Here is a 22,278-nt window from a genome sequence, read left to right as displayed (position 1 = left end):
GAAACAGACAAAAATCGGCGCTACACTAAATCTCAGTGAGATAACAACAAAAAAAGAGAAATGATATGAATAAATTAGTCCTTATAATTTTAGCCATCTTCTTGCCTCCTATTGCGGTTTTTCTAAAAAGCGGCGTGGGGAAAGATTTGCTGATCAACATACTGTTATGTCTGCTTTTTTATGTACCAGGCATCATTCACGCTATCTGGGTTGCGACCAAGTAATTTGGCGCAATACGTATTGCCTTGAAGTGAGTTAAATGTTAACTGGCGTTTTGTTTCGGCCTTGATTAGCGGAGTGGTTGAATTGATTCTCTAAGAAGAGGAGTTTCTGATGAGTTCAACAAGTGATGATAGCTTTCAATCTACCGAAGGCGTTATTCGCTGGAAATTGCACTTTTCCTCATCACCAGAAAAAGTGTATTCAGCATTGAGTACTGACGATGGAAGACGCGGTTATTGGGCTGAATCGGCGGACGAAACGAATGGCAAAATTCACTACGTTTTCTTAAACGATATTGAAGACACCGGTGAAATTCTTGAGCGAACGCCTAATAAGACATTTTCAGTGATGTATTTTGGTTGGAAGACGACGTTTAATTTATCTTCCGACGGTAACATTGGTACTGACTTGGAAATGGTTGCCGAAGGTATTCCTGACGCAGATAAAATGGAAATTACCGCAGGCTGGGTTTCCTGGTTAATGGCCATGAAGGCTTCGGTAGATTTTGGCGTTGACCTTCGCAATCATGACGCTAAACGCTCTTGGTTTGATGGCTATGCTGATAACTAAACCTTTTGTTTAAGGCATTAAATGAACCCCGTTCAACAAGCGCAAAACTGCGACAAAATTGCTGCGCACTGGGACAGTGACCGATTTAATCGACACAATGGTCTGGCGCAGCACAAACGTGCACTTCAATTTGTTAAGAACAATAATCGCGCAATTGATATTGGCTGTGGGAGCAGTGGCAGAATCATTGATTTGATACTCAACGAAGGGTTTAATGTCGAAGGTTTGGACTTTTCAGCTGAAATGCTAAAGTTGGCGAGAGCCAGACATCCAGATGTTGTTTTTCACCATGCCAATATTTGTGAATGGCAATTGCCTTATCAATATGATTTTGTCTCTGCGTGGGACAGTATCTGGCACGTACCTCTGGATCAGCAGGAGAGTGTTTTACGTAAGCTTTGCAATGGGTTAGCAGACGACGGAGTAATTATTTTTACCAGTGGCGCCGTTGACTCTGCCGGTGACGGGAGCAATCCTTTTCTTGGGCAGGAGCTTTACCATGCAGCCTTGGGCATACAGAATCTTTTAAAGATACTGAGTGACAGTGAATGTATTTGTCGACATCTTGAAAATGATGATTGGCCTAACCAGCATTTGTATATTATTGCCCAGAAGCGTTCAGTAGAATAAGGCGCACATCGCCTGCGCTGTGACAAATCGCCAACAAAAAAGGAGAGCTTAAAAATGAACGGAAACACGCAATTGTTTGTCGCAGCGACATTGAGCTTTATTGCCTCTTTACTACATGTTGCGATTGTCTTTGGTGGCCCTGACTGGTACCGATTTTTTGGTGCAGGCGAGAGCATGGCCAAGTTAGCCGAAGCAGGCAGTCATTACCCAACCTTTGTTACCTTGATTATCGCGTTAATTTTGGCTATTTGGGGGCTATATGCCCTAAGTGGAGCGGGCATCATTCCACCGCTACCTTGGCCTAGGGTTGCGCTAGTGGGAATTACAACAATTTATCTTCTTAGAGGTATCGCCGGGTTATTCTTGCCTTTTTTCACTACCCATCCGGCAATTACGCAAAACTCCGTGACATTTTGGCTTGTCAGCTCAAGTATTTGTTGTGCGATTGGCATTTTCTATTTGTTTGGAACAATTAATAATTGGACGGAAATGGGGAAATAACTTAGGGGTTGCCGTTGCAGCAGCCTAATGTGTGGCTATGAAAAGTATCGTTTATTATTTAGGGCTTAGTGCCTTGATCACTCATGAGCTGGATGCCGTGTTAAACGTTGAATGGCGCTTGCTCTATCATTTGCGTACGTTGCCCGATGTCACGGCGAGCGCTATTTTTGTGGCGATGCACTTCCCGATGTTTTTCTTTTTTTTGTACTTTAGTAACCATCAAAAGCCTAAAATTAAAACGCTGTTCAGAACGTTCGTAGCGCTATTTTTAGTTGTTCATGGAGCACTTCATTTCAGATTATCTGACCATGAGCTATACCAGTTTGAAGGCGTCCTCTCAAATTTGTATATTTTTAGTGCAGCCTTTTTTGCTTTGATTTTTCTAGTCATGACTTGGCAAGATAGACGTTTAAAAAAAGCTTAGGAGCGAACTGAATATATATTGGTTAGTCCAATTGATGTCATACAACGCAGATCTACTCAACAATAAAGGAAATTCTATGAAAACTTCTGCCCTACTTTGTATCTTTGCTATGGCTATGTATCTACCTAGCAGCTACGCGCAAAATGAAAGAAATTTCGTTTATGACAGCCTCAGCGAAAAAATGTCTCAGGAACTCAAAGCTTCACTAAAAGCCTTGAATGACCCAGAGAACATGGAAGCAAATGCCAAATATATTCGTGGGCTTTATGAGGCGTTAGTCGAACAAGGATTCAGTAAAAAAGAAGCCATGACGTTAGTGGCGGCGTCACTTTCCGGGCGACAAAAACTCTAGCAGGAAGCCTAAGTGAGCCTTGAGCAACAAGTTAATTGGCCAGCCATTCTCGTGTTGGCTGGTGACGCTGAGTTAACGTATTTTGCAGATTATCTTGCCTGGTCTGAAGATCCTGACGTTAACGCGATGCTCTTTGCTGAAGGGGACAAGTTGATTGATGTCACAGGACAAGCGATCCCATTGAACGAACCTGGTACACAAGTTAACAAAATGCAAATCTCAAAGGTTTATGTCAGTGTTGACGAGCTGGTTGAACATATCCGAGCTCACCAATCTCAGCTTGGAGACTGTTGTGTCGCCAAAATCACTATAAAAAATTATGCACAGGGATTTGAGTTGCTCAATCCCGACGCTTAATAATCACCGCCTGTAATCAGTACGTTTTTTCTTTACTCGTCGAATGATAATTAAAATTTGAGAAAATAATTTACCTTGGTTGCTATGTTCGATAGTGTTGGCTCCTATGAATTCATTTAATCCCAAAAAATTACTCAATAGTAAATGGACTGCGGTAAAACCGGTTAAAAAGCAAAAGCACTTTTTAGTAACTGAGCTGGAGCTGGACGAAGACGGTGCCGTTGAATCCTGTACCCTTGAAGCGATTATGACAAAAGACGCAACGTTGATAGATTGGCGTACGCTGAAGGATCCTTCTCGCTGGCTGCAAGGGTGGAAGTGAGCTTTAAGCTTAGAGTGCTGTCGCGCTTTGTTTAGAGAATGCGTCCACAAGACCTGAAACACTAATCTGCTGTTCGCTTGACACCATTGATATTTGGTCACACTCTAGTCGGTGCGCTAAAGTATGGTTTATGATCGATGGTTTTTATTATCAGCGTGGTAATTTACGTCTGGTTTAACAAGGAGATATTGGGGTGTTTATACGTTTTGTAGTGGTGACTGCTTTATTGTCTATCAGTGGGTGCGGTTCTTCATTTAATAATGACAGTGACATGCAAATTGCTCGTGGAGAATTTACCACCGCAAAATGGAAAGGGCTTGAGCGATTTGCAGCTAAGTATCCTGTTGAAGCGGCAAAAAACAACGTTCAAGGCTGTGCAACCATTGAATATGTGGTCACGCCGGAAAACAAAATTACCGATATTCGCGTTGTATCCTCATCACACGATATGTTTGCCGAATCAGCTCAGGAAGTTATCACCAAGTGGAATTGGTCGAAACTGCCTAAATATATTTTAACGTCTGATCTGAAAACCCAAACGCGGTTCGAATTCTGTTTACGGCAGGATGATGGCACTTGTCAAAGTGCAGAAAAGGAAAAAGCGTGCCCCGGGCGAGATGTAATTTACTCTGTGGGTCAGCGCGTAGGGTAATGCTTGGCTTGAAAAAGGCATGATTCATTCCTCGCCAATCGCAATCGAACTCACCGTGATGTGTGATCCAATCTAGCCATGCGTCCCACTACCTTCAAAACCATTATCGGCAGTATGCGGCTGCCATTTTTGATCCTTGCGCCGGTGAGCGTATTTCTGGGTTTATCCGTGGCTATTACGTTGCAACAGCCAATTCAATACAGTGATTTTGTGCTGGTGATGTTCGGGGCTATCTGCGCACATATCAGCGTGAACACACTCAATGAGTATTTCGATTACAAGACTGGGCTAGACACCACGACGGTAAAAACGCCTTTTAGCGGCGGCAGTGGCGCTTTGGTTATTAATCCCGATGCGCTAAAGGCGGTACTGAATGTTGGCATTATCAGCCTTGTGTTTACCATGCTGATTGGCCTGTATTTTATTTTGAAGCATGGCTTGTTGTTGTTGCCCCTTGGGTTAGTAGGCGTTGCGCTGGTATTAAGTTATACACCTTGGTTAAATCAGCGGCCTTGGCTGTGTTTCATCGCTCCTGGGCTGGGCTTTGGACCATTGATGGTGGTTGGCACCTATGTGGTGTTGTCTCAGGAATATCATGCTCTTGTGTGGTATGTGTCTTTGCTGCCTTTTTTATTGTCGAACAATTTATTATTGCTTAATCAATTGCCTGATATTGAGCCTGACAAGCACGTTGGTCGGCGACATCTAGCCATTGCATACGGTCCAAAATTTGCGGTGTGGGTCTATCTTGTTAACGTTGTTCTGGCGATTTCACTGGTCCTTGTCGGCCTGTTGTCAAAGACGCTACCAATGCTAAGCGCAATGTGTTTGCCCTTATTGGTGGTTGGTTTTTGGGTCAGCAAAGGTGCTTTCAAGCACCATGGCAACACCGAAAAACTACTACCTTTTATGGGTTTGAACGTGGCAATCGCTTTAATTACACCATTTTTATTGGCACTCAGTTTAATTCTCCGATAGTCTAGCGCTCGGTTTTGAGCCATGTCCTTAGCACCTTTAAAAGAATAATAAAATGGAATCTATCATGAACGAAAAATGGATGATTGTTGCGCTTATTTCTGTCGTCACTGCGCTACCCAGTTTGCTTGCTGGCTATTTTATTGCGCACAAAAAACGTTATGATTTTATCTCCAACTGGGATCCAAACGATTACTCTGATGCCGATGCGTATGCAGTGTTAATTGGCCGTATGTTGGTGTTTTTAGGGTGTTACATGTCTGCCGTGATCGTTGGCTGGTCTTTTATCCCTTGGGTGGCTGAGCATCTTTTATGGGTTATGCTGCCTACCGCCTTGGTGCCTTTAGTTGTGCTGATTTATGGACGACAAAAGTACGCTGTGAGCCGTTAATGTGTTTTTGGGTCCTCTCCAACGGTGAATTTCATCGCAGCATATTGCGAACAAACGTTTGAGGTTTGCTTTTACCGTAATCGCGTTTATTCTTATTCACAGTCATTTTTTACCGGTCTGTTATAAAGTTTAGAGCTTCCTTTTCCATGCATACTCCGTCTATTCGATATTTTCTTTTACAAACCGTTGTTAGTTTTATCCCGATTTTGGCTATTTGGGTCTATACCATAGATACCGGATTTCTAGCTGGAATGGATATGATCAGCGCGGGTCATTGGATGGGTTATGCAATTGTATTTGGTGTGATCCTCAGTGCTGTAGGACTGTGGGGTTTGTTTCAAATGATCCTCAAATCATTATTCCCTGATGCCTATGAAGACAGTATTTCCTTTCACAAATTCCATTTGCTCTGTGGCGGCTTCGGTTGTCTTATGTGCGCCGTGTTCTTTGTTCAATTTCAGATTACCGTGTCTTGGTTGTTTGCGGGGCCAATTCTGATTACCTATTACCTTTATCAAAAATGTTTGCGTGTTGAGCAGCAATAGATATCTTGGCCTTAAGGTCGAATTCAAAGGAGATTTACAAGGATGTTAGCTCGGGTAAACGTGACACAACTATGTCGATTTAGTATTGGCTTAGTGTGGATTTATCATGGTTTAGTCCCAAAGTTGCTCAATGTCGCCCCGCTAGAGTTATTAATGACCAATGCAATGGGGTTTTCTAACGAGGTTTCCCACGTTATTACTCGCTCCGCAGGCGTGGCTGAAATTCTATTTGGTTGCTGCCTAATCCTTTTTTATCGCCATACACTGCTGATCAAATTAAACATCATTGCTTTGCTGGCGCTGTTGGGGTTTGTGATTTTGCGCGTTCCGGTGGTATTGCTGGAAGCATTTAACCCAGTGACCACTAACTTGCCGGTCGTGGTGCTTAGCCTTATTTTGTTACGACAATTACATGATGATACTGTTAAATAGCCTGATTCGAACCTCAGAGCCAGGTTATGCCTCTTAAATTACGAATGTCGGCAGTGCTCCTACGATTTCCCTCTATTTAGATACGAGAATTCGTTGTAAAGTACAGCTACTTGACTCAGAAAATACAGCCCAATGAAGCAAACCAGTGGTACAGATAGTTCCGACCCAGCACACAATGATCAAAACGAGCACTCCGCTCAGGACCGTCATGAACCTTTGCAAAAGCAGATACCTGCCAATGTCAGAGTTATGATTGCATTAGTGGCCTCGCCCACTTTGTTGATCATTGCTTTTTCGGTTTATTCGTTATTGTTCGGAGACTGGAAAGCGCCGGGAGTCAGTGGCATTATTTTTTCTGCATTGGGAATATTTGCCTATTACGTGGTGATTTTTGGTCGCCTGCCTCGTTGGTTCAATTTTAGAAAGTAGGCCTATTCACAAACCGATTTGGTCTATTAATGACTCAGCGTTTATCAGTAAAGCGTTGGCGATGACTTTGCATTCGGTGCAGAACGTTTAACAAAGGTTCTGAATCCATTTCAGTTGTTAGCTTTAGCGCATAAGCTATGGCCTCTAATGTTGAGACACTGTGCGTCAAGGTCGTTTTTCTAATGTGGTATTGGTTGTCTGGCACTTGATCAAAGTGCCAACTCGGTAAGGTGTGTAACCACGGGTTAAGTTGATACAGCTTGAAAGCTTTTTTCCACGTCGCATCGATAAAGATTAAGCGCTTGGGTGAGCACTCCTTTTTATTTGTGGATTCCAAAGGCTGGCTGGTTTTACTAGGATATATCAACCATGCATCTTCCATCGTGGGAACAATATGTTCAAAATCTTTGGCACTTTCACCCACATGGATCTCACACTGCTTTACGCATAAAGGCACAAGTCGAGCGGTGTTTTTGGCATGTTTGACTTCACTTGGGTGTTGTAAAACTATTAGCTTAAGCGGCACATTGACAGGACGGATAGCGTCGCACACGCACACATTTTGCGGGTAGTGACATCGTTCGCAAATGGAGCGTTTGGGCATGGTAAATCACCTTGGGTTGGAGAGTACCTTGACGATACAAGAAGTGGCAGGGAGGATACAAGTTGTGATTGGTCAGGCCCTGGTCAATTATCGATGAATATCAGTCGCAGAGCCTTACCAATGCTGATAATCTAATGCACACAAATAGATGTGCGCAGTAATAATGTGGTGCAAATGCAAAGTACAAACGGAAACTAGTCATGGCATTTAGTGAAAATGTTGAGGTGATCTCGCCACAATTTGGTGGTGACAATTCGGATCAGCGAGTAGCAGAAGAAGCAAAAAAACTACAAAAGCACAAATGGCTGGTACTCTCGATGACCTTTTTGGTAGTGCTGGTGGTTGCTTTGATTTGGGTTTGGTCTCGTCCGCCTATTTATCAAAGTCAGGCGATTTTGCACTTTAGCTATGCAAGTCAGCTCTCTGACGAGCAATCGTCAGTGTCTGAAGAGCAAATTACCCTTAATAGTAAACGGCTAACCAGTTACCGAATATTGGAAGAATTGAGCGCTCAGCTGGCACAAGAGTATTCTTTGGAGCTGTCTCCTGAAGCGCTTTCAACCATGCTTTCTACCGAGCCTCAATTAAGCAGCCGAATTATTAATCTGTATGCGACAGACGGCAATGCAAATCTTTTACAGCCTGTAGTCGAGCAGTGGCTAACACTTTATCTGGCAAAACTGGCTGAAGAAACCATTGATAACACCGAGGAAGACATTTTGCTCGGGCAGCAAAAACTGGTTGCACTGGAAGAGAAGATCATTGAACAACGAGCCTTTGTTGAACAGTTTAGCGAAGAAAACAATATCATTTCCATGGAGCGAGATGAAAACAGAACCTTGGCAAAAATTAAAAGCTTAGGGGGCGCGTTGGATGAAGCTGAGAATCGTCAAGCTGAAGCCACAGCGACCCTGGCAAGCGTGCGCGAAAGTATTGCCAATGGCGAACAAATCACCCATCCACAAGATAAAACCCGTTTAGATAGTTTAAGAAGTTCAATTCGAGATTCTGAAGGTATTCTTAAACAACTCGCGTTGCGTTATACCGAAGAGTACATGAAACTTGACCCCGATGTGGTCAACCGCAAACGTAATTTGGAGACCTTAAAGCAACGTTTGATTGAGGTGAGTGCAGAAAGTCAGCAGAACTTTTTGGAGGACTTGCAGCGCACCGTGGCAGCTTCGCGAGGTAAACAGCAACAGCTAGAGCTGGAACTGGATCAACTTGGTAAAGAAGCGCAGGAATTCAATCAGAAGTTACAGGAATACGGTCGGCAGGCGCGCTCTTTGCGCCAACTTGAGGAACAAGCCCAAGCGTTAAAAGATCAGCTCGTAGAAACAGAAGTCCAAAAGCCATTTGAAGCGAAAATTAGTATTCTTGAAGAGCCATTTGCTCCCACTTTTCCTATTTCGCCTCATTATTGGCGCGACACGGGTATTGCTGTTGCGGTGGCCACCTTAGCCAGCTTATTCGCGTTGTTGATATTTAGCTTTATCAACCGTCAAAAACAGCCCGCTGCAACCATGACAAGTTACACTGTGGTTCCGCCATCGGGGTTAACACTTGGGCAACAGGCAGAGCATCAGGCGTTGGAGCAGCAACGCATGGCAATGCTGGGCCAGCAAGCCTCGCCTTTGCAGCTTGAACAAGCCAGTAATGGCAACATTAGTACTTCTTCATCAAATAATGGGCCACAACGCCTGTTAAACGAAGGGGAATGTCAGGCTCTATACAAGGTCGCCAATCGCGAAGGCAAAGTGGCCTTGGCAATGATCCTTAGCGGTGTTAGCCCGGAAGAGTTATTGTCCATACGCTGCCAGAATGTTGAGCAAGACCAGGTCAAAATAGAAGGTGATTTTGCGCGTACTCTTGAGCTGTCCGAGGAGTGTGCAGAGATTTTACGTGCCCTGACGGTGAATAAATCGGCTGAGGATCCACTTTGGGCAGCTCGTTTAGATGCGGCACAATTTGATCAGATGATGATCAATATGGCGCACGATGCAGGGCTGGCTTACCCAGAGCAGTTTAGTTTAGCGGCGCTTCGACATACCTACTTGACCTATTTAGTGTCGCAAGGCGCACGGCTGAATGACCTTGAACAAGTTGCAGGTTATGTGAGTCCGGGTGAGCTGAGTTTATATCGTCAAGTTAATCGTCGTGGCGATCCGGTTGACATTGAACACTTGGCATTACGGTATCCACTAAATAGCTAAAATGAGCCTAGGTGTGAGCCAAAAAAACTACGAACGGATCTGGCAAACGGTGTTAGCCATCCCTGCGGGGCGAGTCGCCACCTATGGACAAATCGCTGATTTGGCTGGGTTGCCCGGTCGTGCCAGGCTAGTAGGTAAAGCGCTAGGTTATGCACCAACAAATATGGCAGTTCCTTGGTTTCGAGTACTACGTTCTGACGGTAAAATTGCTTTTCCACCGGGAAGCGAGCATGCCGTAAAACAAATTGGAAGGTTACAGGAAGAAAACGTCGCGATCCTAAAACATCGAGTCCATTTGAAAACCTTCCAATGGCAGCCAGATTTGAGTGAACTAATGTTTAAATTACGTTATTAACCAAGTAATTGCTGACAAATAACACATTTATACGCCTTAAGCTTGTACCCTGTTATGGGATCGTTTATTTTTGTCTAACTTTGTTTAGCCCATCGAGTTTGTAGTGAGTGATGAAAGAAATCACAATTGATGAATTGAAGCCAGGTATGTATGTTCAAGGAATTGTTGAACAACGTGGCAATATGAAAATTAAAAGCCAGGGAAAAGTTACCAAACGGGCGATCATCAGTCAGCTGCGAAAACAAGGGATCCTGAAACTGCTCATAGATCCCAGCAAAGAATTTACCCCCGAGGCTGAAGAACAAGACCCTACTCCAGAGCCAGAACAACCCCTTAGTGAAGAGCCGCCAGAAGAGACTGAAGAAAAAGTCGCGTTTGATGAAGAGATTTCTCAAGCCAAAAAACTTCATGATCAAGGCAAGAATATTCAAAAACGCATGCTTAACTCGGTGGCCAAGGGGTTACCTGTTGATCTAAAAATGCCTAAAGAGTTTTCTGAGCAATTGGTGGGTTCAATTGACCGCAATCCCAATGCCTTGATGTGTTTGACCAAAATTCGTGAAAAAGACAGTTATCTCCTTGAACACTCACTTAATGTTGCCGTATTGCTAGCGAGGTTTGCCAAGTACTTAGACATGGAAGAAGAGGAAGTTCAAGAGCTAGCACTTGCCGGCTTCCTACACGATATAGGCAAGATAAAAATTCCGGATAATATTTTGCACAAACCTGGTCGCCTCACTGATTTTGAAATGAATATCATGCGTGACCATGTTTATTACGGTGTGGTTACACTAGAGGAAATGGGGCTGCCGGAGCACATTGTGCGCACCATGGCAGAGCACCATGAGCGTTTGGATGGTTATGGTTATCCAGATGGCCTGCGGGGAGACGAAATTAGCCTATATGGACGAATGATTGCAATTGTCGATACTTACGATGCCATCACTGCCGACCGAGTATACAAAGCCGGTATGCCTTCGCAAAAAGCGATGAAGATCCTGCTGGGTGATTCACCTAAAATGTACGACATGGAGCTGGTGCAGAAGTTTGTAAAATGTGTGGGTATCTACCCCGTTGGCAGCTTAATCATGTTGGACAATGGCCACATCGGCATGGTGGTCAAACAAAATGAAGAGTTACCCACAAAGCCTGTGGTGAAAATTTTCTATTCTTCTCGCAACAAAGCCTTTTTGCCCATCAAAGACGTTAACCTGAAGACGGGTCAACTGAAAATTGATAAAGGGGTAACGCCCAGCGAGTTTGGTTTGGATTTTAATCGCTTCTTCCAAGAAAGAATCGCTATCTAATCCCATTTGCAGACAAGCAAATTTGCGTAAACTGAGTCAATGCATTTATCGTTGGCTTGCGCCGCGCAGTATGTCGCGCATCTGATCATTTGTCACATCAGACGGACATAAGCCCATGTTGACTAATTCACTTCTGACACTCTCTACTGATTTTTGCTCAATTAAATCATCACGCTTTTTTAGATAACGTATAAGATTTTGCTGTAATTTACGTGTTAAACAAGACATATATTCACCTTAAACTGCAAGGACATTCCTTTAAATTTCAATCCTTCGATGCTTTTAATACTCCGTCCTCTATTCACATATCGGCTAAATAATGAGCGAACTTAGTATAAAGCTACCGTCTTAGTTGTTTACAACGTAGGTCGTATCTGGTTTTCGCTTGTACTAAAAGTACTCACTCCATACGTTGTTGAATTAAATACAGCATAAATCAAACCACTTTTAATAAAGTATTTAAAATCAGTGGTTTAATATATTTTCGAGGTGATTCAAAATAGATACGGTGTTAAAAAACTCGACAAGTTTTTGTCAATTTGGCCAGAATTTACGACGCGTTGTTTGTTTACTGGTGGTCGCCGCGCTACAGCGATAACCTATGGCCAAGCTCCGATTATTCTTCTATGTTGAAATAAAGTTGTATCACTGAGGGTCAAATAGTCATTGCAGTCCAACAAGTGTCATCTTAGGCTTATTATTATTCATTCTCTTCAATTCGAATGTGCCAATCACAAAATAGTGAATCAAGCCGTTCAGGAATTGCGGGAAAATCGCAACCGGATAACTATGTGAAATCGCACTTACGCAAAGGCAGAGACCTGATTTGGACACCGCTGCAGATTAAGATTTTTGTGCTGGTGGTGAGCCTTTTTACACTGGTGTTTGCGTTAACCTTATTGAGTGTTTATAACGCTGCTTACAATCAGGCTGAGCGGCAGTTCTTGGCACGCCTCAATGTCGGTAAAAATGTTTTCCTGAACGAATTAGCCAATGCCAAAGCTCAGTTAGATGTCAATGTAGAAACCATCTCAAAAGACTGGGCACTTCGCAGTGCCATCGGCGCAGGTGAAGATCTCGAATCAATCAAAACGGTGCTATTTAATTTTGGCAATCGCATTGAAGCAGATATTGCCTTGGTGCTCGATAAAGACTTTATGCTGATCACTCAGTATGGTGGTCAGGATGAAACCGTCGCTCAAGCTTTAGGTCATGATCTCAATGACAGTCAAAAGCAACAGGCTTGGGTTGCCATGGTGGGCGACGATCCTTACTTAGTGTCAGCCGAGCCTATCCGGGCACCGGGCGTTATTGGTTGGTTGATCATGGGTAAAAAGCTCAACATCGCACTTTTTGAGCGAATAAAAGCCCTGATTTCATTAGAGATTAATTTGGCAGTTATTGACCAGGCTCAAGCCCATGTACCTCTTTCTACCGCTGTCAACGACACAATGATGCAAGCAGAAGTGCAAAAAGCGAGTTTGATGTTACCAGATGAAGATGGACCCATCGAATTTCAAACCGTTGATACTCATGAAACTGTGCTACTTCCGTTTGTGCTATTTGAAGATGAACGCCGGCAGTTTGTTGTGGTGTTACAGGACTCTATTCAAGTCTGGCTGACTACCTTGCGCACCTTTATGTTGGAATTGATGCCATTTTTCATTGTTGGTGTGCTGATGGCTTTGATCGGTTCCTATTATATTGCTCGCAGTATCACCCGGCCTGTTGGACGTTTACTCGAAGCCGCCAAACGAGTGGCCAGCGGGCAATACAATGAAAAAATCAGAGTGTCGGAAAAAAGTGAACTTGGCGAGTTAGCCAAAGAGTTCGTCACCATGCAAAGTGCGGTGATGGACCGCGAGCAGAAAATCAAGGAGCAAGCTGAAGAGATCCGCGAAACCAATAAAGCCAAGTATCAAATTGAGATGGTCCGCAAAGAACAAGAGCTTACCGCTTCTACTAACGAAGCGAAAAACCAGTTTTTGGCTAATGTCAGCCATGAAATTCGCACACCACTAAATTCCATAATTGGCTATTCAGAAATGTTAAACGACAAAGCCGTAAGCGAGGAACAAAAGCAGCAAGCCACTAACGCAATTAACAATAGCGGTCAGTATCTATTGAACATTGTTAATGACGTACTGGATCTTTCAAAGATAGAAGCCGGCAAAATTCAGTTAGATAAACAAGATACCTGTCTGGTCAGTTTGCTCAACGAAGTGTGCTCGCATATGACAGGGTTCGCTAACGAAAAACAACTAAAGTTTGATCTTCAATTGCACTATCCCCTGCCGCAATTTCTGAATATTGACCCAACACGTTTAAAACAAATTTTGCTCAACCTTTGCAACAACGCAATCAAATTTACCGATCAGGGCAGCGTTGAGCTACAGGTCTATTTAGACAGTTACAAACGACGGTTTATTTTTGTTGTGTCAGACACGGGGTTGGGCATGAGCGAAGAGCAGCAACTTCGATTATTTACCGCTTTTTCCCAAGGTAATCAGGCAATCAATCGTAAATATGGTGGCACCGGGTTGGGATTATATATTTCCAAACAGCTCCTTGAAATCATGGGCGGTCACATCAAGGTCACAAGCCAGGAAGGTCAAGGAAGCCAGTTTGCCGTGTATTTACCCTGGGCTGAAGCGAGCGACAAATCGATGCTGACATCTCAAGAGCAAGCCAATGAAATAGCCCAACGTGGTCAAAACGAATTGGTAGATATTCCCAGGCTAAACGCTCATATTCTCTGTGTTGATGATAATGAAGACAACCTGCAGTTGGTTGCGTATTTGGTGCAAAGAACTGGTGCCAAGATCAGTTTGGCACAAAGCGCAAAACAAGCGCTTGAATTGGTCGACAGCGAGGATTTCGACTTAATATTGATGGACATGCAAATGCCAGAAATGGATGGCATCGAAGCGACTAAGCGAATATTAGAAGGTGGCTTTGCTAAACCCATTGTGATGTTAACTGCTAACGTTGACAAACAAAGTCAACAAAAGGTGATCAACGCCGGGGCCAGTGGTCATTTTGGCAAGCCAATCAATACTGCTTTGTTTTATCAGATGTTGAGTGCTTATCTGTCGCATCAAGAATCTGCACCAGCTCGCGAACCCGATAATATGCCTTCTGAATTTGAACAGCTGATTGTGCAATATCGAAAGAGTTTTTACGGCAAAATAGACACTATTCAACTAGCTCTTGAGCAACAAGATTGGCAAGGGCTAAAAGAACAGATGCATAAAATTAAAGGGTCGGCTGGCAGCTATGGGTTTGATCAAATTAGCCAATTGGCCCTTGATGTTGAAGTGTATTTAGCAGCCGAAGAGCAAGAAGCAGCGCAACAGAGGGTAAACGTGTTGCTCGCGACCATGCAAAGTGTGGCATCAGAAGCGCATTAACTTAACCCCATTTGGAGTTAGTGAGCGCGTTTTTCATTCTTTATTGCCTCGGGCAGCGATGAAGTTGTTGTATTTAAGGCATCGGTTTCTTCATCTTGTTGTTTTAACCAGGTAATAAACCGCTGATCAATTATTTGTTTTTCACCACTTTGTGAAATGGCGTGCAACGACAAGTTAAACTGTTGAACTATAGAAGCAGCGTTGGGTAAGGATTTAGGTACAATAAAATGCAACGGAACTTTACCAATTTCATCATCAAGCAGTCGAAGATTGTCGAGCGAGCCAAAGCGACTCATTAGCTCTGACGATGTGAAATATCCATTTATTAACCCCACATCACTCCATTTTTTCATGATCTGCCCGGCACAGGCATTGGCGTCTTTTGCCCGACTGATACGAAATTCATATTGTCCAAAAAATTGTGTAGACCAAGAATCTAAAGTGTATCCATGTGGCAAACAAAGATTCTTTTTGCTCAATTGACTCAATTTTGTGTATTCGCTTTCGGCGGATACATACATTTTTACCGGAACCCAATTGATAGGATCTGAGTAGTAAAATTTGGCTTCTCGTTTAGCAGAATGCACGTAGGGGTAGGTGCCCACATATCGACCGTCCAAGGTCCATTGCATGCCTCTTGCCCAGGGCAAGATATCAATTTGAACCCGTTCGCCCATGTGTTTAAAAACCGCTTCTATCAACGCCTGGGACCAACCACCATCGGGTGCTTTGTCACTAATGTAAGGAAAGTAATTGCTACCGGTGACTAGTTGCAAGGCTGGCTTGTTAGTGGGGGATTCGTCGGAAGAGTCGTTGGGCATTGGTGCATTAATGGCCAGCCCAAAATGGGAAACAAAGGTGAAAGCCCAAATCAATACGATGGGTAGGTTCCGAACTATGTTTTGAATCAGTTTGTGCACTATAATTTAAGCCTCTTCCATGTATACCCTAACACGAGTGTTGATTGTAGACTAAGAGACTTTACGGTGCAGTAACAGTAGAGCTGATTTCAACTCTACTTTGGGCTTATATTTTTTGCGTACTCTATTTCTGTGTAGCAGTGGCATCCGACGGGTAAGGTCTGACTTTACCTGCTCGTTGTTCGATTTGTTGTTCTAAGGATTTGAACATTCCTAACGCAAATAAAAACTCTGCGGTAACAAACAATGGGCCAATCATTAAGCCGACTAAGTCATCCACAAAAGCTGGCTTTTTACCTTCATAGTGATGACCCACAAATTGAATGATCCAACCCACTACAAACATGCCAATTCCAGTCGATAACCAAACAGTTGTAGACATTCCGGCCAACGAATTCGCAGCATACAACCCTGCTCCCATTAGCACTGCCATGATCAAACCAAACACCAAGTTGAGTCGAAGATAGAACACCATTGATAAGACAAAACCGATAATGGCTGGTGTGATCGAATAAGTTGCGATCTCAAACGTTGGGCGAGACAACAACACGATCACTGCGAAAACAATCATGGGAACGCCAACAAAGTGAGTCCAAATGTTACGCTGGTCTCTGTGATACTCCGCGTAAGTCGACAAATGCTCTACAAAGTTTTTCATATTTAAGCTCTCGAATAACTATTTGTGTCGGATATTAGCAGAGTCACTAAATTTGAAATGTCAATTTGGCGACAGTTTTTGTGCAATATCAGACGTGCGTTGACACGGGTAGAAAGGAGCAAAAAAAAAGCACACCAAAAGGTGTGCTTGGGCCAAACTATGGCCAGGGAGATAAACATCACTGTTTACGTTGATGTTCAATCACAGTATGACGATTTACGAATAGTTTACTGTGAGCAAACCCTGAGTTTGGCTTATCAGTTGATGAGCAATTAAAAATTCCAGGTTAATCCTGCATAGTAATATCTGCCTACGACATCATAGGCCGCTGAGAATGTGTTAATACCCGTTCCGCCATACTTGGTTCCTTGACCAATGAGAGGCGGTGCTTCATCAAGCAAATTGTTGATACCTGCTCTTATGAGTAAGGTGTCTGTTGCATTGTATGAAAGTGATACGTCGTGATATACCTGCGCGTCTATAGTATTTAACTCGCCAAGCGGTTGAAAATTGCTAAAGTTGAAGTTTTCACCTTCATTGGAATCAACGGCTTCATCCCAATAGCGAATTCGCCAAGAATAAGTCAAATCGCCCGACGTTAAACCTAAGTTTAGATTAATACGATTTTCTGGATTTGCTAGCTCACCTTTGTAGTCAAGTACCCGACCATCAAGGATACCGATTTGCTCAAACTTGGTGATGTGATTCCATACCAACGCCGCGTTTAAATCTCCCAGCCCATCAATTTCTGTTTGGTAAGACATCTCCAAATCGAGACCTGAGGTTTTCAATATGTTCTCATTGGAGCTACCTGAATCAACCGTAGCTAGAACACCATTAGCGCCGCGCACAACAGCGCCGTTGCAGGTGGCTTCGAACTCATTGGCGGTCTGATCAAAACAGCGCTGCAATACGACTGTGCGAGTTGTCGTTGCAATGGCATCGTTCACTTCAAAATCGTAATAATCCAATGTCAACGAGGCGTTTTCCATGAATTGGTAAACAATGCCCAGGCTCCATGAGTCGGACGTCTCTTCTTTAACATCAGGGCTTCCACCGATGGTGCCACCTACGCCCTGTGCTTCTATTTGAGAAAGGGTGAAACTGCCATTATCTGCCACCCGTTGCGCTATTCCGGGAATAGATAAACAGTTTTGTGCAATGGTTGAAGTATCTGCCGCCGTTACGCCATTACAAGGGTCGGTGACACCAGCAAAGGTTTCGCCACGTCCACCAAATAAATCACTGATGTTGGGTGTTCTTACTGCGCGAGCCGCGGACGCACGTAGCATTAGCTCGTCAATAGGGCGATATTCAAATCCTAGGTTCCAGGTGGCTTGTCCGCCCACTATAGAATGGTCAGAGTAACGAGCCGCCAAATCAATTCTCATTGCTTCGGTCACAGGTAAACTAAATTCAGCAAAATAATCGAACGTATCAAATTCGCCATCTGTCGGACTGGCCTGATTTGTCGAAGAGGCACCTGTCTGCGCTAGATCACCAGGGCTAAAAAGGCCACTTTCGTCGCGATATTCGATGCCCGCAGCAACGCCTATCGGGCCGCCGCCCAATTCCACTGGTAGCTCACCAGATATGACCGAAGACACAACAAATTGCTCAACTTGACCAAGAGTTTTCGCTGGAGTGCGCAGATAGTCCACGGCATCTTGACTAATTGTCCCTTCTCCAAAAACGTTAAAAGGCACACATCCTTGTAATCGCGCTATTTGATCAGTACAGCGCAGTTGATTGTCCGGCCCCACTTCTACATCAAAAGCAAATCGTGCTCTTTCTAGATTGATTTGCCCGCCGTTTTCTTGAGTCTGCTGAGTTTTACCCCAGGTCAAATAAGTATCTAATACCCAGTCATCTGACACCGCCCACTCTACGCCTGCTGCGATTCGAACGGTATCGCGTGCTAAATCCGTAGAGCGCGGACCAAATTCCACCATACGCCTAACCCAGCTCACCTGGTTTAGGTTGGTGACACCGTCGGCCAGCAAATTTTCTCTGAGAAGGTCAGGCACCAATGGAGAATTAACGTCTAATCCACCTTCACCACCTCGCTCTGGGATCCAGATGTCATTTAAATCAAACGGGAAGGGTTCAATAGTCGAATCATTGGTTTCAGTCGAGTTCCACTGTATTTCACTGTAAACCGTTACTTCATCATTCACTTCAACGTTTGCGCCAGCGGCTGCGTATTTACGCTCTAGAGGTGTAACAAGTTGTCTGAACGAGGCTCGGTTGAACCTGTCTGTTCCGTTAGCATCCTGAGCAAAATTAAATGGCGTTCCGTCACCGTTGTAGCTGCCCACACGGCCTTGCGGTGGAAAAGACGAAAATACCGTGTCGTATACTTCGTTGTCGTTTTCATCAAGCACCACAGCGATATCGAACTCAGAAAACGAGCGATCTTGTGCGCGAATACCACGTGTTTTATCAAATCCGACAGAAACCCACGCGTTGCCCTTGTCCCAGTTACCCCCAGCGGTTAGATTTATTTGATTGCGCTCGCTGTCTCCTTCTTCGGCCATACCGAACTGTGTAGAGACTTCGACTCCTTCCATGTCGTCTTTCAGGATAATGTTGATGACACCCGCTACTGCATCCGAGCCATAAACCGCCGAAGAAGCACTTTTGAGGATCTCAATTCGTTCGATCATGGCGGCAGGAATGGAGTTCAAATCTACGCCATAGCCAACGGATGGTGATAAGCCAGAGACAAATCGCCTTCCGTTAACCAATATTAGTGTGCGAGCTGTACCTAGGTTGCGCAGCGCCGTGTTGTTGATACCCACTGATGAAGTGGTGAAGGTTGTACTTGAGGTATTGTTGGTTGAAATGGTAACCGGTTGTTGTTTTAGCACATCTGCAAGGTTAATGTTTCCTGACGCGGCAATCTCTGCACTACTGATAATAGAAATTGGTACCGTACTTTCCATATCTGTACGTTTAATTCTTGAGCCTGTTACTTCTATTTTTTCTACACTACTGTCTGCATCTGGTGCTTGCTGAGCGTAGCTGGAATTACCCGCCAGTAATAAAGAGTTACCTAAAAACGCCAAGCTCATGGCTTTGGCAATATTATTCTTTTTCATGATTTGTGTTTCCCTAGTTTACGGCGACTTCCTTATCGAAGTCGCTGATACTAAGTTGAAACACTCACTCTAATATGGCTATTAGCAGTCAATGAGCAAAACCTTATTAACGAGTAAAAGGCGCGCTAATAACTTGCTCATTCATCGGTTAAGTCTGGGAGCTGATTACCGTGTTTGTTTTTTACGGTGGGGTCTGCACCTAATTCCAGTAGCAGTTTGGCTGTTGCTTTGTGGTTGGAAAAATACGCCCACATCGCAGGCGTGTTTCCGTCAGTATCTTGCGCATTAAGGTTAACCTTGGCTTTTGCAAGTTTCCTAACAATGTCTTGGTGCCCAGACAAGGATGCCAGATGAAGTGCTGTGAGTGACAAAGCATTTTTAGATGCAGAAACTGCGGGATCAGCTTTGTGGGACAATAACCAATTTACGACTTCCAGTTGGCCTTCTCTGGCCGCTTCCATCAGGGCAGAAAAGCCGATTGGATCTGTCATGTTTAGGATGCTTTGTAATGATTCATCAGGTGTGTTTTTGCGCGCCAATTTAAGGATGTCACTTCGCCCTTGGCGGCTCGCTCGATGCAACAAAGGACGGCCTGTCTCATCCAAACTCTGCAAAGTGAACAAACTGATATCAGCTGGAATATCCGCAGTTTTTGTGTCAATCAGGCTGGCTAGTTGAATGGTTGAAGCATTTGCACGGTGGCATACTTGTCGTTGGCAAAATAAGGTAACAATGCCAGTAAACCCCCGGCGCATTGCTATTTCCAATGCATTGCCGTGGCCTACCAAATCAGTTTGAGCTTGTTTATTGAGTAGCCAGCTTACCGCCGCGGTATTTCCTGCATAGGTGGCCCAATTAATAGCCGGGTCACCTATATCATCTTGTTGGTTAATATCAGCACCTGCTTTTACAAGCATTTCCATCATTGGAATGTCGTCTATGTATGCAGCAAACATAAGTGCTGTTGCATTAAATCCATCGTTTTTTACCGCGTCTGCAGTAAATCCGTGTGCCAAAAACAGTGTTAATATTTGAGGTCTCCGCTCACTCACTGATGCTTGCAACAGCGTTGCCTGGTCTTTGAGTGAATAGGCGTTGTCAGTTATTAACAATCCTGCTTTTTTCTGATCATCTGCTTTGATGGCATCGATCATCGAATCAAGATTTGCTTTGGCATTGAACGAAAGCGCCAGTGATAGCAGCAGTACAACAGGTTTCACTATTTGCCCTCCGCGCGTTTTGCGGTCGCTATTGCATGGGAAGAAAGGGTTTTAGCAAGCTCTGTCAACCCTCGCTCTTGCGCTGTGCGAATTGCTGTGTAGCCATCTTTGTTGGCAATTCTGGGATCTGCGCCTGCATCTAACAATGATTTCACTATATGTTGATGACCATAAGCGACAGCCCAGTTAATCGCCGGATCGCCATGACCGTCTTGCATATTGACGTCTACATTTGTGCCCAGTAACAATTTTACTGCCTCAAGATCGCCACTTTGACATGCATTCATCAGTGCATTGGTTTGATAACCTGTCATTGATTGTTCTTGCGGGTTTGCTCCTTGCGCCAAAAGCAATTTCATCGATTTTTTGTTAGCAAATCGAGCGACAAGATTGAGTGGTGGATGGCCCAATATGGATGGAGGGATAGCATCTTTTGTGAATGATTGCTTCATGGGATCGCTAGCTAAAAACAAAGCATTTGCTACGCTTTGACTCGTAGCATGTGTAACAAGACGCGTCACTACATCTAGGTGTCCTTGTTGTATGGCGTAATCCATTGCGCTAAATCCTTGATTGTTTTGATGCTTGCCTTGACTACCGGAAGCTAACAAAATTTCGACTATCTCTGCATGGCCATATGCAGCTGCCATCATCAGCGCATCGCTTCCTCTGTGGTTAACGTGATTAATGTTGGCGTTTTGGCCGAGTAAAAAGGCGATTAAATTCTTATGACCATACAAACTGGCCAACATCAGTGCTGAATACCCTCGACCATTTTCTTTATTGATATCAGAACCGGCAGCCAGCAATAATTTAATTAGTCCAAGACGGTTACCACGCACCGCCTGATTGAGGGGGATCGCCTCATCATTTCCGTCATTGCCGATATTAGGGTTGGCATTGTGAGACAACAACGAGCGCACTATTGGTTCATTTCCGAGCCTCACGGCAAGAGGGAGCGGTGCATAGTTAGTAATGTTGTGCACGTTTATTGCGGCTTCGTCTTCAAGTAATGCATCAATAGCACCAACATCGTCTTCGACGACTGCTTTTATAAACAATAATGATTGCCGTTTGGTCTTTAACACTTTTGTCGAAATGGCCGGTGATTGTTGTTCCAAATTGCGTAAATGCAGTTCAATGAGTTCCGCCATTGCATCAAGGTGACTCCCTTCCAAAGCGAAATCAAAAGTTGCATAGCCATTACTGGCTTGTCTGGTCAAAGATGCGCCGGCATTCGCTAGCTTCACGAGGATCTGAGAATTACCCAACTGGGCAGCCACCATAATTGGCGTCATCGTTCGATTGTCGGGTTGGTCTACCTCAGCGCCATTGGCAATCGCCCATGTAACCACCTCATGTAAGCTTTTTTGCACAGCAATCATCAACAATTGATTGTCTTCAAGTAATGCTTGTTGATTTGCTGCGCAGGCTAGCTTACGCAGTATTTGGGTTTGCGTGTTTTCGTTCATCAGTGCCGAAACGTTTTCGATTGCAACCGTCGGTTTAGGGCATTCAAGCGAATCTGATCCGATAGCTTTGGTTGAAACTGCAAATGCTAGCGCGCCAATCGCTGCTATCTGAAAGTACAATTTTGTCATAGGTGGGCCTTCTGAGATTATTATGGGACACTTGCAAGGCTAAGGGCGGAAGAGAATATTTCCATGAGCATTGCCTGAGGATGTTTG

25 protein-coding genes are annotated in these 22,278 nt (G+C 44.1%); 18 read left to right on the top strand and 7 right to left on the bottom strand.

Annotation, left to right across the window (positions count from 1 at the left end; all coding sequences use genetic code 11):
* Positions 1–65 precede the first annotated feature (65 nt).
* The 14 genes from FM019_RS05605 to FM019_RS20970 all read left to right on the top strand — a co-directional run bounded on the left by FM019_RS05605 (position 66) and on the right by FM019_RS20970 (position 6,802).
* Entirely contained in the window at positions 66–224 is a 159-nt protein-coding gene (locus FM019_RS05605; RefSeq protein ID WP_143834900.1) for a YqaE/Pmp3 family membrane protein, read from the top strand.
* A gap of 109 nt (positions 225–333) precedes the next feature.
* Positions 334–792 carry an SRPBCC domain-containing protein gene (locus FM019_RS05600; RefSeq protein ID WP_143834899.1) on the top strand — a complete coding sequence of 153 codons (459 nt, stop codon included), beginning with the start codon at positions 334–336 and terminating at the stop codon, positions 790–792.
* Positions 793–813: 21 nt separating this feature from the next.
* The gene (locus FM019_RS05595) at positions 814–1,422 is read left to right on the top strand and encodes a class I SAM-dependent methyltransferase (protein WP_143834898.1); all 609 of its coding nucleotides are present in this window, start codon (positions 814–816) and stop codon (positions 1,420–1,422) included.
* A 54-nt stretch (positions 1,423–1,476) separates the two neighbouring features.
* Positions 1,477–1,923 (top strand): hypothetical protein, encoded by a 447-nt coding sequence (locus FM019_RS05590; protein ID WP_143834897.1) that lies wholly within the window; start codon positions 1,477–1,479, stop codon positions 1,921–1,923.
* A 37-nt stretch (positions 1,924–1,960) separates the two neighbouring features.
* Positions 1,961–2,347 (top strand): DUF6713 family protein, encoded by a 387-nt coding sequence (locus tag FM019_RS05585; RefSeq protein ID WP_143834896.1) that lies wholly within the window; start codon positions 1,961–1,963, stop codon positions 2,345–2,347.
* Positions 2,348–2,423: 76 nt separating this feature from the next.
* A complete protein-coding gene (locus FM019_RS05580; protein ID WP_143834895.1) occupies positions 2,424–2,699 on the top strand; it encodes a hypothetical protein in 276 nt (91 codons plus the stop codon).
* 12 nt (positions 2,700–2,711) lie between these two features.
* On the top strand, positions 2,712–3,056 hold the full coding sequence (locus tag FM019_RS05575) for a DUF4144 family protein (protein WP_143834894.1): 345 nt from the start codon (positions 2,712–2,714) through the stop codon (positions 3,054–3,056).
* Between the two features lie 106 nt (positions 3,057–3,162).
* Complete coding sequence (locus tag FM019_RS05570; RefSeq protein ID WP_143834893.1) at positions 3,163–3,378, top strand: TIGR02450 family Trp-rich protein; 216 nt, start codon at positions 3,163–3,165, stop codon at positions 3,376–3,378.
* 193 nt (positions 3,379–3,571) lie between these two features.
* Complete coding sequence (locus FM019_RS05565) at positions 3,572–4,030, top strand: energy transducer TonB (RefSeq protein ID WP_143834892.1); 459 nt, start codon at positions 3,572–3,574, stop codon at positions 4,028–4,030.
* A 78-nt stretch (positions 4,031–4,108) separates the two neighbouring features.
* The gene (locus tag FM019_RS05560) at positions 4,109–5,008 is read left to right on the top strand and encodes a prenyltransferase (protein ID WP_143834891.1); all 900 of its coding nucleotides are present in this window, start codon (positions 4,109–4,111) and stop codon (positions 5,006–5,008) included.
* A gap of 64 nt (positions 5,009–5,072) precedes the next feature.
* Positions 5,073–5,396: a hypothetical protein gene (locus FM019_RS05555; protein WP_143834890.1), complete on the top strand. Its 324-nt coding sequence runs from the start codon at positions 5,073–5,075 to the stop codon at positions 5,394–5,396.
* A 146-nt stretch (positions 5,397–5,542) separates the two neighbouring features.
* Positions 5,543–5,941, top strand: a complete 399-nt coding sequence (locus FM019_RS05550; RefSeq protein ID WP_143834889.1) for a hypothetical protein — start codon at positions 5,543–5,545, stop codon at positions 5,939–5,941.
* A 42-nt stretch (positions 5,942–5,983) separates the two neighbouring features.
* Positions 5,984–6,373 carry a DoxX-like family protein gene (locus tag FM019_RS05545; protein ID WP_143834888.1) on the top strand — a complete coding sequence of 130 codons (390 nt, stop codon included), beginning with the start codon at positions 5,984–5,986 and terminating at the stop codon, positions 6,371–6,373.
* 132 nt (positions 6,374–6,505) lie between these two features.
* Positions 6,506–6,802 carry a hypothetical protein gene (locus tag FM019_RS20970; protein WP_260681531.1) on the top strand — a complete coding sequence of 99 codons (297 nt, stop codon included), beginning with the start codon at positions 6,506–6,508 and terminating at the stop codon, positions 6,800–6,802.
* Positions 6,803–6,836: 34 nt separating this feature from the next.
* On the opposite strand, the gene FM019_RS05535 is transcribed toward FM019_RS20970, so the two are convergent.
* The gene (locus tag FM019_RS05535; protein ID WP_143834887.1) at positions 6,837–7,406 is read right to left on the bottom strand and encodes a tRNA-uridine aminocarboxypropyltransferase; all 570 of its coding nucleotides are present in this window, start codon (positions 7,404–7,406) and stop codon (positions 6,837–6,839) included.
* 200 nt (positions 7,407–7,606) lie between these two features.
* Here FM019_RS05535 and FM019_RS05530 point away from each other — a divergent pair, with 200 nt between their 5' ends.
* From FM019_RS05530 to FM019_RS05520, 3 genes are all read left to right on the top strand, one after another.
* A complete protein-coding gene (locus FM019_RS05530; protein ID WP_143834886.1) occupies positions 7,607–9,619 on the top strand; it encodes a tyrosine-type recombinase/integrase in 2,013 nt (670 codons plus the stop codon).
* Positions 9,620–9,632: 13 nt separating this feature from the next.
* On the top strand, positions 9,633–9,974 hold the full coding sequence (locus FM019_RS05525; protein WP_260681530.1) for an MGMT family protein: 342 nt from the start codon (positions 9,633–9,635) through the stop codon (positions 9,972–9,974).
* 107 nt (positions 9,975–10,081) lie between these two features.
* Positions 10,082–11,281 carry an HD-GYP domain-containing protein gene (locus tag FM019_RS05520; RefSeq protein ID WP_185969200.1) on the top strand — a complete coding sequence of 400 codons (1,200 nt, stop codon included), beginning with the start codon at positions 10,082–10,084 and terminating at the stop codon, positions 11,279–11,281.
* Between the two features lie 45 nt (positions 11,282–11,326).
* On the opposite strand, the gene FM019_RS05515 is transcribed toward FM019_RS05520, so the two are convergent.
* The gene (locus FM019_RS05515) at positions 11,327–11,509 is read right to left on the bottom strand and encodes a hypothetical protein (RefSeq protein ID WP_143834883.1); all 183 of its coding nucleotides are present in this window, start codon (positions 11,507–11,509) and stop codon (positions 11,327–11,329) included.
* A gap of 563 nt (positions 11,510–12,072) precedes the next feature.
* Between FM019_RS05515 and FM019_RS05510 the strand changes: the two genes are divergently transcribed.
* Complete coding sequence (locus tag FM019_RS05510) at positions 12,073–14,691, top strand: ATP-binding protein (protein WP_260681529.1); 2,619 nt, start codon at positions 12,073–12,075, stop codon at positions 14,689–14,691.
* A gap of 17 nt (positions 14,692–14,708) precedes the next feature.
* Here FM019_RS05510 and FM019_RS05505 read toward each other — a convergent pair whose 3' ends face one another.
* From FM019_RS05505 to FM019_RS05485, 5 genes are all read right to left on the bottom strand, one after another.
* Complete coding sequence (locus tag FM019_RS05505; protein ID WP_143834882.1) at positions 14,709–15,611, bottom strand: substrate-binding periplasmic protein; 903 nt, start codon at positions 15,609–15,611, stop codon at positions 14,709–14,711.
* A gap of 124 nt (positions 15,612–15,735) precedes the next feature.
* Entirely contained in the window at positions 15,736–16,269 is a 534-nt protein-coding gene (locus FM019_RS05500; protein ID WP_143834881.1) for a DUF962 domain-containing protein, read from the bottom strand.
* A gap of 272 nt (positions 16,270–16,541) precedes the next feature.
* On the bottom strand, positions 16,542–19,370 hold the full coding sequence (locus FM019_RS05495) for a TonB-dependent receptor plug domain-containing protein (RefSeq protein WP_143834880.1): 2,829 nt from the start codon (positions 19,368–19,370) through the stop codon (positions 16,542–16,544).
* A gap of 137 nt (positions 19,371–19,507) precedes the next feature.
* Positions 19,508–20,590 carry an ankyrin repeat domain-containing protein gene (locus tag FM019_RS05490; RefSeq protein ID WP_143834879.1) on the bottom strand — a complete coding sequence of 361 codons (1,083 nt, stop codon included), beginning with the start codon at positions 20,588–20,590 and terminating at the stop codon, positions 19,508–19,510.
* Positions 20,590–22,191 (bottom strand): ankyrin repeat domain-containing protein, encoded by a 1,602-nt coding sequence (locus tag FM019_RS05485; RefSeq protein WP_143834878.1) that lies wholly within the window; start codon positions 22,189–22,191, stop codon positions 20,590–20,592. Before FM019_RS05485 ends, FM019_RS05490 begins: the two co-directional genes overlap by 1 nt.
* Positions 22,192–22,278 lie beyond the last annotated feature (87 nt).

The organism is Aliiglaciecola sp. M165 (assembly GCF_007197995.1).
GTDB lineage: Bacteria > Pseudomonadota > Gammaproteobacteria > Enterobacterales > Alteromonadaceae > Aliiglaciecola.
This window is presented reverse-complemented; position numbering and strand designations above follow the sequence as displayed.